At 55.5% G+C, this 12458-nt stretch carries 13 protein-coding genes and 1 tRNA gene; 6 read left to right on the top strand and 8 right to left on the bottom strand.

All coding sequences use genetic code 11. The annotated features are described in order from the left end of the window. Window positions 1-127: 127 nt before the first annotated feature. Both HMPREF9166_RS08950 and HMPREF9166_RS08945 read right to left on the bottom strand, forming a co-directional pair. Window positions 128-1438 (bottom strand): metallophosphoesterase family protein, encoded by a 1311-nt coding sequence (locus HMPREF9166_RS08950; RefSeq protein WP_009753692.1) that lies wholly within the window; start codon window positions 1436-1438, stop codon window positions 128-130. A gap of 61 nt (window positions 1439-1499) precedes the next feature. After that, window positions 1500-2237 (bottom strand): metallophosphoesterase family protein, encoded by a 738-nt coding sequence (locus HMPREF9166_RS08945; RefSeq protein WP_009753691.1) that lies wholly within the window; start codon window positions 2235-2237, stop codon window positions 1500-1502. A 170-nt stretch (window positions 2238-2407) separates the two neighbouring features. Between HMPREF9166_RS08945 and purB the strand changes: the two genes are divergently transcribed. Then, the gene (gene purB, locus HMPREF9166_RS08940; RefSeq protein ID WP_006690502.1) at window positions 2408-3700 is read left to right on the top strand and encodes an adenylosuccinate lyase; all 1293 of its coding nucleotides are present in this window, start codon (window positions 2408-2410) and stop codon (window positions 3698-3700) included. Window positions 3701-3725: 25 nt separating this feature from the next. Beyond that, window positions 3726-5012 carry an adenylosuccinate synthase gene (locus HMPREF9166_RS08935; protein ID WP_009753690.1) on the top strand — a complete coding sequence of 429 codons (1287 nt, stop codon included), beginning with the start codon at window positions 3726-3728 and terminating at the stop codon, window positions 5010-5012. Between the two features lie 270 nt (window positions 5013-5282). Here the strand turns inward: HMPREF9166_RS08935 and HMPREF9166_RS08930 are convergent, their stop codons facing one another. The 3 genes from HMPREF9166_RS08930 to HMPREF9166_RS08920 are packed head-to-tail and all read right to left on the bottom strand — an operon-like array spanning window position 5283 to window position 7330. After that, a complete protein-coding gene (locus tag HMPREF9166_RS08930; protein WP_009753689.1) occupies window positions 5283-5927 on the bottom strand; it encodes a DNA glycosylase in 645 nt (214 codons plus the stop codon). Between the two features lie 14 nt (window positions 5928-5941). After that, entirely contained in the window at window positions 5942-6925 is a 984-nt protein-coding gene (locus tag HMPREF9166_RS08925; RefSeq protein ID WP_039981296.1) for a YeiH family protein, read from the bottom strand. A 39-nt stretch (window positions 6926-6964) separates the two neighbouring features. Then, window positions 6965-7330 (bottom strand): arsenate reductase family protein, encoded by a 366-nt coding sequence (locus tag HMPREF9166_RS08920; protein WP_009753687.1) that lies wholly within the window; start codon window positions 7328-7330, stop codon window positions 6965-6967. A gap of 391 nt (window positions 7331-7721) precedes the next feature. Here HMPREF9166_RS08920 and HMPREF9166_RS08915 point away from each other — a divergent pair, with 391 nt between their 5' ends. Next, window positions 7722-8180 carry an Hsp20/alpha crystallin family protein gene (locus HMPREF9166_RS08915; protein WP_009753685.1) on the top strand — a complete coding sequence of 153 codons (459 nt, stop codon included), beginning with the start codon at window positions 7722-7724 and terminating at the stop codon, window positions 8178-8180. 76 nt (window positions 8181-8256) lie between these two features. Here the strand turns inward: HMPREF9166_RS08915 and HMPREF9166_RS08910 are convergent, their stop codons facing one another. Beyond that, window positions 8257-8892 (bottom strand): DUF421 domain-containing protein, encoded by a 636-nt coding sequence (locus tag HMPREF9166_RS08910; RefSeq protein WP_009753684.1) that lies wholly within the window; start codon window positions 8890-8892, stop codon window positions 8257-8259. Window position 8893: 1 nt separating this feature from the next. Next, window positions 8894-9346 (bottom strand): DUF3290 domain-containing protein, encoded by a 453-nt coding sequence (locus HMPREF9166_RS08905; RefSeq protein ID WP_009753683.1) that lies wholly within the window; start codon window positions 9344-9346, stop codon window positions 8894-8896. A 313-nt stretch (window positions 9347-9659) separates the two neighbouring features. Here HMPREF9166_RS08905 and HMPREF9166_RS08900 point away from each other — a divergent pair, with 313 nt between their 5' ends. From HMPREF9166_RS08900 to HMPREF9166_RS08890, 3 genes are read left to right on the top strand one after another with little or no spacing between them, the layout of a single operon-like run. Further along, window positions 9660-10466 (top strand): GIY-YIG nuclease family protein, encoded by an 807-nt coding sequence (locus tag HMPREF9166_RS08900; RefSeq protein WP_009753682.1) that lies wholly within the window; start codon window positions 9660-9662, stop codon window positions 10464-10466. A gap of 13 nt (window positions 10467-10479) precedes the next feature. Continuing rightward, window positions 10480-10944 carry a hypothetical protein gene (locus HMPREF9166_RS08895; RefSeq protein ID WP_009753681.1) on the top strand — a complete coding sequence of 155 codons (465 nt, stop codon included), beginning with the start codon at window positions 10480-10482 and terminating at the stop codon, window positions 10942-10944. A 3-nt stretch (window positions 10945-10947) separates the two neighbouring features. Further along, window positions 10948-12054 (top strand): tyrosine-type recombinase/integrase, encoded by a 1107-nt coding sequence (locus tag HMPREF9166_RS08890; protein WP_009753680.1) that lies wholly within the window; start codon window positions 10948-10950, stop codon window positions 12052-12054. Window positions 12055-12140: 86 nt separating this feature from the next. On the opposite strand, the gene HMPREF9166_RS08885 is transcribed toward HMPREF9166_RS08890, so the two are convergent. Beyond that, a tRNA-Ser gene (locus HMPREF9166_RS08885) sits at window positions 12141-12229 on the bottom strand. Window positions 12230-12458 lie beyond the last annotated feature (229 nt).

The raw sequence follows: 12458 nt of genomic DNA, 5'->3' as shown, positions 1-12458 counted from the left end.
GAATATTCTATGTAGGTTTACCAAAATTGTATATCGATTGCATATAAAAAAGACGGGACTGCTTCACGAAGCCGAAGCTTTGTGCAGCAGTCCCTCCTTGTCCCTCACACACGAGCGGACGATCCCCTTACCGTTTCGTCACCTTCACGCGATCCATCTCCGTGCCGTCGGACAGGAAACACGCGATCTCAAGCCGATCATCCCGGACCTCCATCGTGAGATAGTTGTCCGTCTCCGGCTGCGGGAGCGTCACCTCGTCAAAGGCATGGTCGATCCAGAGATTTGGATAGCGCACATTCCCCGCAACACCCGTGAGGATGTAGAGTGGTCCCTTCTGCTCCGGCGTTTTGACAAACGCGTAGATATGCCCGCGATTGCGATAGGTATGCAGATGCGCTGTGAAAACAACATCGATGAGCAGCTCGTCAAAGACGGGCATCCACACCCGGCCGATCTCCTCATCAATACCCTCACTGCGCTCAGGGCGTCCATGAATACGGTACTGCAATACATCCTTATGCATGAGGACGATATTCCACTTCTTGCGGTGTGCCTTCAGATCGCGGCGGATCCACGCGAGCTGCTCCTCGACCATCCCGCTCTTAAAGCCGTCGATCTCCTTCTGCTGCGTGCAGAGCACAACATAGTGCACATTACCGTAATCAAAGGAATAGTAGTACCGCTCGAATTTTCTGCTCCCGTTGCGCGGCGTCTTAAAGTAGTTCAGGTATGCCGTCGGCAGACGCGTCTCCCATTGGCGGTCATAGGTCTCATGATTCCCCATGACGGGAGCTATCGGAATCACGCGCTCCATCTCATCCAGCCCGGTGAAGAACGCTGTCCACTGCGCACGATCCTCGCCGTTGTCCACGAGGTCGCCAAGGCAGGCAAAAAACGCGGCATCTGTGTTGCGTGCCCACGCAAGATGTGCAAGCTGCTGCCAATCCGCATAGTCGCTCGACTGGCTGTCGGGAAAAAGAAGCATCTTATACGGTGCATCAGCAGCAGGGGTATAGAGTTCCTGCCAGCCCGTCGCCCCGTCATTCGCCGCAATGCGATAGCGATACTTCGTCCCCGGTACCAGCCTGTCGATCTCCGCCGTATACTGATACACCGTCACACCATCATCGGAAAACGCTGCATCGTTCACAGGGATGCGCCGGATTTCCTCCGAGTTCTCCGCCCGTATCTCGACCATCTGATCCATCCCGTCTGCATCGGTCTCCCACATGAGGACACGGCTGCTCCCGGGATCCGAGGTGATGATCTGCCGCAGGCGTTCGATATAGAGAGTATTGGGAAAGGGATGCAGACCCTTCCTGCGCAGCCACTCCATACCGGCAAGCTTCCAGAGCGCCGCACCGCCTGCAGCGGCTGTCCCCGCCGCTATCGCCGCCTTGATAAACGTACGGCGCGTAAACGTCTTTTTCCTTTCCATCAATTTCTTCCTCTCTCCTATATAAAGGAATCACTGATACATCTAAGGAATCACACGAGCCTTACCCGCGCTCCGCCTGCATATAGCAGGATGCGCGTTCTCCCGCCGTGAGCGCATGTCCGCCCGCTCGCAGGCGCAGATAGTGCGCCGTGTCCACACAGCTGATGCGTCCGCCGGGCAGATACGCGCCCGTGTCGCAGGCGATGATATTGTTCGGCAGAAAGAGCGGCACCGCTGCGCCGCCGCGCCGCAGCATCTGCGTCGGCGTATGTCCGACAACAACCAGCGTGCTGCCGTGATACCCCGCGAAAAACTTCTCACGAATCCAAAGCATATCCTCCCGGCAGTCCTCTGCCGCAGGATTCACACCCGCATGAACGAAGAGAATGTCCTCACCGGCATGCGATGTGCGGAAGGAAATCGGGCGTGACCGAACGAATGCCGTCAGCGATTCCGCCTCCGCCTTTGGCAGAGCGGCAAGCTGCTTCCTCGTGATCCTGCCGCCGTTCGCCAGCCAAAGATCGAAGTGCCCCATGATCGTGCGCCCCAGTCCATACGCATCAATATAGCTGAGCATCATCGCCTCGTGGTTGCCCATGAGTGCGTGGACATTGCGGTACTTCTCCACCTGCCGCTGCACGAACTGCAGGGCACGGACAGGCGCGGTGCCGCGGTCAATATAGTCGCCGAGAAAGACGAGCAGATCCCGCTCATCGTCAAACGCAATCTTCTTCCAGAGACGTTCGAGCCCGTCTGCCTCCCCGTGCACATCGCCGACAGCAAGAATCCGGCGGAACATCCGATCGCCCCCTCCGCAATAAACATTTCTATTATATCGTAAGAACCCTGAAATCCGCATGAGAATATCCCGTATACAAAACGCTGTCTCCGCATAACATTGACAATCGTCCCATGGAGATATATGATAGTGCAGGATAAATTTGTTTATTTTCAGGCAGGAGGACGCACATGATAGAACGCTATACACGCCCGGAGATGGGGCATCTCTGGTCGATTCAGAACGAGTGGCAGACCATTCTGAACGTCGAGATCGCTGCGTGTGAGGCAATGGCGGAACTGGGCGAGATCCCCGCCGCCGCCGTAGAGAACATCAAGGCAAAGGCGAAGTTTGACGTCGCGCGCATCAACGAGATCGAAAAGACCACCGACCACGACATCATTGCCTTTCTCACGAACCTCGAGGAGAATATCGGAGAGGACTCGAAATACATCCACAAGGGACTCACCTCGAGCGACGTGAAGGACACGGCATACTGCGTCATGATGCGCGACGCCGCCGCCATCATCCTCGACGATCTGCAGGAATTCCGCACCGTGCTCCGCCGCCGCGCGAACGAGTTCCGTCATACGCCGTGCATCGGACGTACACACGGCATCCACGCGGAGCCGATGACCTTTGGGCTGAAGCTTCTGCTCTGGAGTGCGGAGATCGAGCGCGACATCGAGCGTCTTACGCATGCCAAGAAAATCGTCTCCGTCGGCAAGCTCTCGGGCGCGGTCGGCACGTACTCCAACATCAACCCGCGCATCGAGGAACTGACGTGCAAAAAACTGGGGCTGACGCCCGTCCGTCTGGCGACACAGGTCATCCAGCGTGACCGCCACGCCGAGTTCGTCACGACACTCGCCATCATCGCGAGCACCTTGGAAAAGATCGCCACCGAGATCCGCAACCTCCAGCGCACGGACATCCGTGAGGCAGAGGAGTTCTTCAAGGCGGGACAGAAGGGCTCGTCGGCGATGCCGCACAAGCGCAATCCGATCAACTGCGAGCGTGTCTCGGGCATGGCACGACTCGTGCGCGGCAACGCCGTCGCGGCGATGGAGGACATCACCCTCTGGCATGAGCGCGACATCTCGCATTCCTCCGTCGAGCGCGTCATCCTGCCCGACAGCACGATCAATGTGGACTACTGTCTGCACAAGCTGACCGGCATCGTGGACAAGCTCCTCGTCTACCCGGACGCCATGCTGCACAACATGAACCGCACGGGCGGTCTCATCTACAGTCAGCGCATCCTCACGGCACTCGTCAACAAGGGCATCCTGCGTCAGACCGCCTACGTCTGGGTGCAGCGCAACGCCATGAAGCGCTGGCTCGACAAGGAGGACTTCCGCACGAACGTCGAGAAGGACGCCGACATCTCCGCCCACCTCACGAAGGAGGAAATCGACGCGTGCTTTGACTACCAGTACTTCCTGCGCAACGTCGACGACATCTTTGCACGATTTGATCTCTAAGGAGAAGAAATAAGGGGGACTCATTATGTCAACCATCGTTATTACGGGAACGCAGTGGGGCGACGAGGGCAAAGGGAAAATCGTCGACTACCTCGCGAGCAAGGCAGACACCGTCGTCCGCTATCAAGGCGGCTGCAATGCGGGACACACCGTCGTCGCGGCAGGCGAAGAGTATAAACTCCGCCTCCTGCCCTCAGGCATCCTCTACAAAGGCACGCACAACATCATCGCGAACGGCGTCGCCTTTGACCCCGAGATCTGTCTGCAGGAGATGGACGCCATGGCGGCGCGCGGCATCGACACATCGAACATTCGCATCTCCGACCGTGCGCACGTCGTCATGCCCTACCACCGATTGATGGACGGCATCGGCGACGCCCAGCGCGGCGCAGACAAGATCGGCACCACAGGACGCGGCATCGGCCCCTGCTACATGGATCGTGACGACCGCATCGGCATCCGCGTCTGTGACCTCATGGACGGCGCAGAGTTTGCCAAGAAGCTTAAGAAAAACCTCGACAACAAGAACGCAGAGCTCGCCGCTGTCTACCACCACGAGCCCCTTGACTATGACGAGGTGCTGAAGGAGTACCAGGGCTACGCAGAACGTCTGCGTCCGCTCGTCACCGACACCATTCCCCTCATCAACGAGGAGATCGCCGCGGGGCGCAAAATTCTCTTCGAGGGCGCACAGGCGACCATGCTGGACATCGACTACGGCACCTACCCCTACGTCACCGCCTCACACCCCATCTCGGGCGGCGTCACCATCGGCGCGGGGGTTGCGCCGAAGAAGATCGACAAGGTCGTCGGTGTTGTCAAGGCATACTGCACACGCGTCGGCGAGGGTCCCTTCCCCACGGAGCAGCTGAACCCCATCGGAGAGAAACTGCGTGAGGCGGGACATGAGTTCGGCACCGTCACGGGGCGTCCGCGTCGTACCGGCTGGCTCGACGCCGTCGTCGTCCGCCATGCGGGGATGCTCTCGGGCATCGACTACATGGCGGTCACACGTCTCGACATCCTTGACGGCTTTGACGAGATCAAGATCTGCACGGGCTACAAGTACAGGGGAGAGCTCCTCAAGGGCGTTCCCGCAAGCCTCAACGTCCTCGCCGAGGTCGAGCCGGTCTATGAGACCTTCCCGGGCTGGAAGACGGACATCTCCGGCATCCGCAGCTACGGCGACCTCCCCGAAAAGGCACGCAAATACCTCGAGCGCATGGCAGAGATCACGGACATTGCCCTCGGCGTCATCTCCGTCGGCCCCTCACGCGAGCAGACCATCGTCCTCGCAAACGACTTGTTCTAAGAGAATACAAAAACGGCACGGTATGAATCATCTCATATCGTGCCGTTTTACAATGGATTGAATCTCCGATCAAATATCTATCGTGTGCTGAAAGAAACAAAAGAAGTGCATATCGTCACCATACAATACACACCTCACAGATAACAATCATATAGAAGGGACTGCTCTTCGAAGCTAGATGTAGTGCCTCCAAAATTAGTTTTCCTAAGTCTAACTTTTGGGGGCAGATCAACAAACTTCGTGCGACAGTCCCTTTTTCGTCTTATTCTCCTACTCCGTCACCGTGAACCCCGCCGTGCGGAAAAACTGCCGATACGCCTCCGCCTTCTTCTCAAGCTTCATCGGATAGGCACGCGAAGTGGACGGAAGGCGTGTGACGAGGAGCTCACGCGTACCGCAGCGAGCAGGAACGGTCTCGCCCGTCTTGACATCCTTGCCCTTCTTCTCCGCCGTGAGCAGATCAAAAAGGATCTCCGTCGCCTTTCCGCCCGTCGTGCAGATGCGGCGGCACTGTGGGATCTGCGCCAGAATCTCGGGCAGCTCCACCGTCTCCACGACCTTCAGATAGGCGTCGGACGCATTGCCGTGCGTGCGGATGGCGCGCCGCACGCCGGGACACGAGCCGATGCCGCGCTCCGTGAGAAACGCCTTGATGCGCTCCGCATCAAAAGCCTTCTCCCCCGGCACCTGAAAATGTGCTGCATCACCGAAGAACACGAGCCCATAGACGCGCCACATATCGTTTTGAAAGTTCGGGTAGTGGAATGCCATCGCCCGCTTTTCCTTTGCCGGCGGAAAACTCCCCATCATCAGCACTGTCGCCTGCGGCGGCAGAAACGGTGGAAACGGCCGCAGCTCGACATCCTGTTCATCCGTCGCTGTGTTTTTTTCATGCGTGGTTTTTTGATTCCTCATTGTCCCCCCGCCCCTTACAGCAGCCCCAATGCATGCTGAACGATAAGCGACGTCACCGCCACTGCTGCCCAGCACACCATCCCGAGAGCAAGCGGCCGCGCCCCGTTCTTGACAAGCGAAGGGAGATCCGTGTTCAGCCCGATCGCACTCATCGCGAGCACAATCGCGAACTTTCCGAGCATCCCCAGCCCATGCGAGAGCTCTGCGGGGAGAATGCCCGTCGTATTGACAATGCACGCGACGATGAAGTAGAGCACGAACATCGGAAAGATGCGCCGAAGAGAGAACCCTGCGCCGCTCTTTTTCGCCCCGCGCATCACGAGCAGCGCGAAGAAGAGGCAGACCGGCACGATCATCAGCGTACGCGTCAGCTTCACAATCGTCGCATACGCGCCCGCATCGTGACTGTACGCATAGCCTGCCGCAACCACGGACGACGTATCGTTGATCGCCGTGCCTGCCCACATGCCAAAGCCCTGATCGGACATCCCCATCGTGTGCCCGAGGAACGGAAAGAGAAAGACCGCAATCACGTTAAAGAAGAAAATCGTCGCAATCGAGATCACCACATCCCGATCCTTTGCCCCGATCACAGGGGCAACCGCCGCAATCGCCGAGCCGCCGCAGATCGCCGTTCCCGCACCAACGAGCGCCGTCATGTCGCGATCAAGCCCCATCAAACGTCCCACGACAAGCGCCGCAAGGAACGCTGCCGCGAGCGTAAAGACCATCACATAGAGGGACTGCTCTCCCACCTCCACAACGTGAAAGAGATTCATCTCAAAGCCGAGCAGGATGATCGCATACTGGAGAATCTTCTTGCCCGTAAAGCGGATGCCGCTCTCCGTCTTCTCCGGACGCCGCTTTTTCGCGAACAGCATCCCGAGCAGAATGCCGAACACGGGTCCGCCCACAATGGGGAAATACAGCCCCAGCACGTAGGCCGGCACGGCAAACAGCATCGCATAGAGGATGCCGTCCATGTACTCTCGTTTCATCGAAATCCTTCTTTCAAAACGCGCCTGCGGGATCATCCCCTACGCAAACAGCTCTGCCCACTCCGCCTCGCGAAAGCCCACCAAGACACGGTCCTTCGTGATGAGGAGCGGCCGCTTCACGAGCATCCCGTCCGAGGCGAGCGCGGCGTACTGCTGCTCCTCCGACATCTCCGGCAGCGTATCCTTCAGCCCGCGGTCGCGGTAGATCATCCCGCTCGTATTGAAGAACCGCTTCAGCGGCAGTCCGCTCTTCTTGTGCCACGCACGCAGCTCCTCTGCCGTCGGGTTCTGTGTCTTAATGTCGCGCATCGGTGCCGCACAGCCGTGCGCACGCAGGAATTTCTCCGCCTTTTGACACGTCGAACACTTCGGGTAGCCGATAAAAAGAACTTCCGTATCTGCCATATTGTTTCCTCCAGTTCCATTGACGAAATAACATATATCTTTATTCAGGAATCACTGCTAAACTCAGCCACGCCATCTTGACGCATCTTTTTGCCTGCACTTCGGCAGAAAATCCTCCACAGAGCCCCTCTCTGCGTCCGGTTTTCCGCCTCGTACGGACAAAAAATCTGCGCCAATCCGAGGGACTTCATTTTATCAGTGGTTCCTTTATTATATCGTTACAAAAAAATTTTTCAATTTTTTCTTTTTGACCTATTGACTTTTTGACTTTTAGCAGTATAATAACAATCGAAAGGTGATTGAAGCACCTTCCCAATAAAGATATTCACATGGCTGAGGCGAATACCAAACAGCGCATCAGCCAACAAAAAAACCTAAGGAGTTGATCATCATGTTTGGACTTGTACCTTTTGGCGGACATCGCGGGCTTACCTCACGTGAGCATAATACCCCGTTTGATCTCTTCGACGCCATGCGCGATTCCTTCTTCGACAGCAGCTTCCCCGCAGCGAACTGGGGGGCATCCTCATTCAAGGTTGATGTAAAGGACAGCGGCGACCACTACGAGCTGAGCGCCGACTTGCCGGGCATGGCGAAGGAAGACATCAGTCTCCGCTACGAGAATGGCTACCTCACCATCGCTGCGACGCACAACGAGTCAAAGGACGAAAAGGACGACAACGGCAGCTACATCCGCCGCGAGCGTCATACGGGCGAAGTCAGCCGCTCGTTCTACATCGACGGCATCGATGACGCGAACATCCGCGCCGAGTTCAAGGACGGCGTCCTGCAGGTGAACCTGCCGAAATCGGCATCTGCCCCTGAGCGCAAGCAGATCGAGATCCACTGATCTTGGGGGCTTCCTGTCATTGATAAGCAGAGCCACGCGAAAGCAACTCTTTCGCGTGGCTCTGTTTTTGCCAATTTTAGGACTCCGCGTACGGATAGATGGCGAGATTGCCGTCCTTGTATTCGCCAACGTAGACGTTCTTTAGTTCGTAGCCCGCATCGCGCAGGGCAGCGTTCAGCCACACGTGGTCTTTTTCGATGAGCTCAAGGATATCCTCATCGACCTGCCCGTCGAGGATGAGCGGATAGCGCGCATTTTCCTCACCATACTGGATGATGGTGAGCTGTCCATTCGGCTCGAGCACGGCACGCTTGACATCCTTGATGTAGTAGACGCCCGCCAGACGCAGTTTCAGCGTGAGATCATGCGCGAGGAGCCCCTGCCGCATGCACTCGTCCATGAGGATTTTGCCGCGCTCGATGAGGATGGCAGGCGATCCGTCAACGATCTCCTTGACGCGGCGGTTGTTCGCCTTGATATATTTCAGCAGGAGCACGAGGAGCGTCCACGCGACGAGCACGAGGAGGAAGTCAATCATAGAGATGGCACTGGTGTAGATAACACCGCCGATGATGCCGCCGAGCACGTAGTTCTGCACCTGATCGGTCGCGGACGTGGGGGCGAGGTTGCCCTTGCCAAGGAGGTTGATCTGCACGATGAGACAGAGCAGACCGAGAGCGAGTTTTGCGAGTACCAGTGAGTAGACGATCATCTCAGTCCTCCTTATCTACGATCTGTATATCCCGCCGCAGGAGATGCGTGCGTTCATACTGAAACGACGTGTAGTCCGCATTGAAATGAATCACGTAGAACGTGCCCTCTACATCGACGAGCATGCCCTGCTTCAGATTGGTCGAGTTCACCTTGATATCACTGACAGGGACATCGAGATCCTTCCCGAGGCTCTGCACGAACTGTGCCATGCGTGAGGTCTGCTCGCGGTCGCTCTTCATGCGGTTGTAGTCGCCGTACTGCATGCCCCCGAGGAAGATCACCGCCAGAAACAGCAGGACGACAAGATCGCGGTAGCGCGAGGAAAAGCTGCTGCGCAGATACTTGATGCTCACAACAAGCAGCGCAGCGAGCGCGAGGAATGAGACGACATACCACGCCGTATGGCTCGCCTGTCCAACTTGCTCAATATAGCTGTAGGTATAAAATGGCAACGAAACGCCCCCCTTCCATGTTCGTATAGGCTACTACGCCGAACACTTTCTGTCAATGGTCTTTTGAGCGGTATATGGATTTGCTATGCAGGAGAAATGACAATCTTGCAAAAGAGACAAAATCTCTATAAAATATAGGTAGATCATTTGATCTAAGGTAATGCGCATGGATATGGACAGCCCCGTAGGCATAGATATTCTGCAAAAAATCTAGGACAAGACTGCTCTATCTACCAGATTGCGCGATCTGTCGGGGTGTCGGAGAAATTTGCGGAGCTGAAGCGTATAGATTGCTGATACGGAGGGCCCCCTGATGCACACAAAGAAAAAAGCCGTCGAGTTCCTGCTCTTCGACGGCTCAATGGATGGAATTGTTCTCGCATCGCGGAAAGGCTCGAATACGAGAGCTCTGAAAATTCCGCGCGATCATCTGGCAGATGCTGCCGGAGAGATCCAGCAATGCAACATCGGCGTGTACTGCCTCTTCTACGAGAGGGAGCTGCTGGGCGTGGAGACGCTATACATCGGCGAATCCTCCAATCTATACAATCGCCTACTGAATCATGCGAAAAATAAGGAGGACTGGATCACGGCGGTAGCCTTCTGCTCCGCCGATCTGAACAAGTCCATTCTGCATTTTGCGGAACATGCACTCTGCCAAACGATCACGAACAACGGACACACGGTAAAGACGAAGCAGTCGAATCAGAACATCATGATTAGCGCCGGTGACGCTCTCTTTGCCGAGGAATTCATGGATGAGATTGGACTCTTTCTCGGTACGTTCGGCTATAATGCTCTGCGCACTGTGGAGAAGAAAGGGGAAGCCTTTTTCTGCAAGGCGAAGGACGCCGATGCGACCGGCTTCAAATCAAACGAGGGGTTCACCGTACAGAAGGGCTCTCGCATCGCTTCGACTGTCGCCCCTGCCTTCACGACATTAAACTACGCCATCATCCGAGATATGCTTGAGCAGGACGGCGTCATCAAGGGCGGCGTGTTCCAGCGTGACCATGGCTTTAGCTCACCGTCTGCCGCGGCATCCGTCGTCCTTGGGAACAGCAGCAACGGACGCCTCCTATGGAAGACAGCAGGCGGCGTGAAGCTGGGCGATTTGTAAGGAGGTTATTTCCATGAAAAAGCTGTTTCTATCGTTCCTGTTGGCTGCCTTTTTCTCGTTAACGATGGCAGGAACGGCCGCAGCGGCCAATTGGGTATGGGTGGATTCGGATGATCGTGTCGGAATCTTTTTCGATTCTGCGAGCATAAAGTTTGAACAAAAAGGAGAATCTCTGGACGAAAATGCAATCTACGTTTGGTGGTATATGCAGCTCGACGATGCCTATGCACAGCAACGCCCCTTTCGGGGAAAAGTTATCAAACGGCTAGTTTTCTATGATAAATTCGATCTAAAGGATCAGATGATTACTCACATAGATGCGGTTGCCTATGATCAAAGTGGCGACAGTGTTGATCGTGGTGCCAACGGAAAAACTTCTCGTATTATCCCAGGGACGAAGCAAGAAACACTGATGAACGCCGTCGCCGGATATTCCCAAAAGCACAGGGAAGAGATCGCCGAACGGTCGAGGAAATGACAAATGCCAACCAAACGCAAGGACGGGCGCTATCAATCAAGCGTGACCGTCGAGAATCCCATCACGGGCGAGCGAGTCAAGCGGTACATCTACGCCTACAGTCTAAAAGACTTAGAAGTAGAGCGGCGGCGTGTACTTGCCGCGAACTTCTCCGACTTCCTCCTCGTTGACGCATTCCACAACTTCGCCGAGACTTTCTTACAAACAAAGCGCGAGGTGGATAAACTCGAAGAATCGACGCTGACGACCTATCGCAGGTTTCTGGACAAGTACATCCTCTCCATCATCCCGCCCAACATGAAGATCAATGATGTAAAGCCTGCACTAATAAAGCGTGTTCTCTCACAGATCACAGGAGATCGCACAAGACAGGCAGTCTATACGCTCCTTCACTCCATCTTTAAGGCGGCAAAATTTGAACAACTGGTCGAGAACAATCCGATGGAATTCATCCGCAAGCCAAAACACACGGCGACAACGACAGGGATTGTAACACCTGAAATTTATCACGCGCTCATGAGTGCCGTGAGTGGATCGCAGATCGAGCACCTCTTTTCCTTTGCATGGGGAACGGGATTGCGTCGCGGAGAGATTGTCGCGCTGCACTGGTCGGACTTCGATGCGGATGCCGCTTTCATCCATGTTTCCAAGGCACGAAATCGCGGGTCTAAGGAGTATGAGGGCGCACCCAAGACGGCGTACAGTGTTCGCACGGTCACACTCTCCCCCGCTGCCGTGCAGAATCTCCTCGCGTGGAAAAAGAAGCTCGCCGAGCAGCTGCTATCGCAGGGCATTCGGCTCACGAAGGATGACTATATCTTCCGCTCCCTCAAAGATGTACGTCAGCCCATGACACTGACTGCCCTGACGCACATCTTCGCCGATTTGAAGGAGAAGCTGAACTTGCCGAAGAATCTTCGCTTTCACTCCTTTCGACACACGCATGCAACCATGCTTGCAGAGCAGGAGATCAGCGCGAAGAAGATACAGCTGCGCCTTGGTCATTCATCTGCATCCTTCACGATGGATAGATATGTGCACAACACGGAACAGATGCAGGAAGGTATCACGGAAAAAATAGTCAAGTGTGAAGAAAAGTATTCCCCGTGACAGCCAGGCTGTCAAAAAGGCTGTCAAAAATAAAAATAGAACAGAAAAAGGCTTCTGAGCAAAATGCTCGGAAGCCTTGATTTTACTGGCAGAGAGGGTGGGATTCGAACCCACGGTGGCTCATCACCACACTTGATTTCGAGTCAAGCACCTTCGACCACTCGGACACCTCTCCATGCCGCTGTGCGACAAGTCGCATTATATCATAGGAGCGAGTGCATGGCAAGGAATTTTTCTGCATTGTATGCCAGAGGCACATTGCAAGTTTAATTGTCGCAAGGTCTCGTTAAACTTTTAGCGAGTTATATCATCGCAGCATACATATCATTTGCTGACTTATATCCGAAAATTTTGCGCGGATAGTTGTTAACCCAATCTTCGATCCGCTGCAGTTCCTTCGGTTT

The organism is Selenomonas sp. oral taxon 149 str. 67H29BP, assembly GCF_000146365.1.
GTDB lineage: Bacteria > Bacillota > Negativicutes > Selenomonadales > Selenomonadaceae > Centipeda > Centipeda felix.
This window is presented reverse-complemented; position numbering and strand designations above follow the sequence as displayed.

Bases quoted from the DNA above. Each gene is read 5' to 3' on its own strand.
- HMPREF9166_RS08950 (WP_009753692.1), bottom strand. From the start codon at position 1,438: ATGGAAAGGAAAAAGACGTTTACGCGCCGTACGTTTATCAAGGCGGCG.
- HMPREF9166_RS08945 (WP_009753691.1), bottom strand. From the start codon at position 2,237: ATGTTCCGCCGGATTCTTGCTGTCGGCGATGTGCACGGGGAGGCAGAC.
- purB (WP_006690502.1), top strand. From the start codon at position 2,408: ATGATAGAACGCTATACACGCCCGGAGATGGGGCATCTCTGGTCGATT.
- HMPREF9166_RS08935 (WP_009753690.1), top strand. From the start codon at position 3,726: ATGTCAACCATCGTTATTACGGGAACGCAGTGGGGCGACGAGGGCAAA.
- HMPREF9166_RS08930 (WP_009753689.1), bottom strand. From the start codon at position 5,927: ATGAGGAATCAAAAAACCACGCATGAAAAAAACACAGCGACGGATGAA.
- HMPREF9166_RS08925 (WP_039981296.1), bottom strand. From the start codon at position 6,925: ATGAAACGAGAGTACATGGACGGCATCCTCTATGCGATGCTGTTTGCC.
- HMPREF9166_RS08920 (WP_009753687.1), bottom strand. From the start codon at position 7,330: ATGGCAGATACGGAAGTTCTTTTTATCGGCTACCCGAAGTGTTCGACG.
- HMPREF9166_RS08915 (WP_009753685.1), top strand. From the start codon at position 7,722: ATGTTTGGACTTGTACCTTTTGGCGGACATCGCGGGCTTACCTCACGT.
- HMPREF9166_RS08910 (WP_009753684.1), bottom strand. From the start codon at position 8,892: ATGATCGTCTACTCACTGGTACTCGCAAAACTCGCTCTCGGTCTGCTC.
- HMPREF9166_RS08900 (WP_009753682.1), top strand. From the start codon at position 9,660: ATGCACACAAAGAAAAAAGCCGTCGAGTTCCTGCTCTTCGACGGCTCA.
- HMPREF9166_RS08895 (WP_009753681.1), top strand. From the start codon at position 10,480: ATGAAAAAGCTGTTTCTATCGTTCCTGTTGGCTGCCTTTTTCTCGTTA.
- HMPREF9166_RS08890 (WP_009753680.1), top strand. From the start codon at position 10,948: ATGCCAACCAAACGCAAGGACGGGCGCTATCAATCAAGCGTGACCGTC.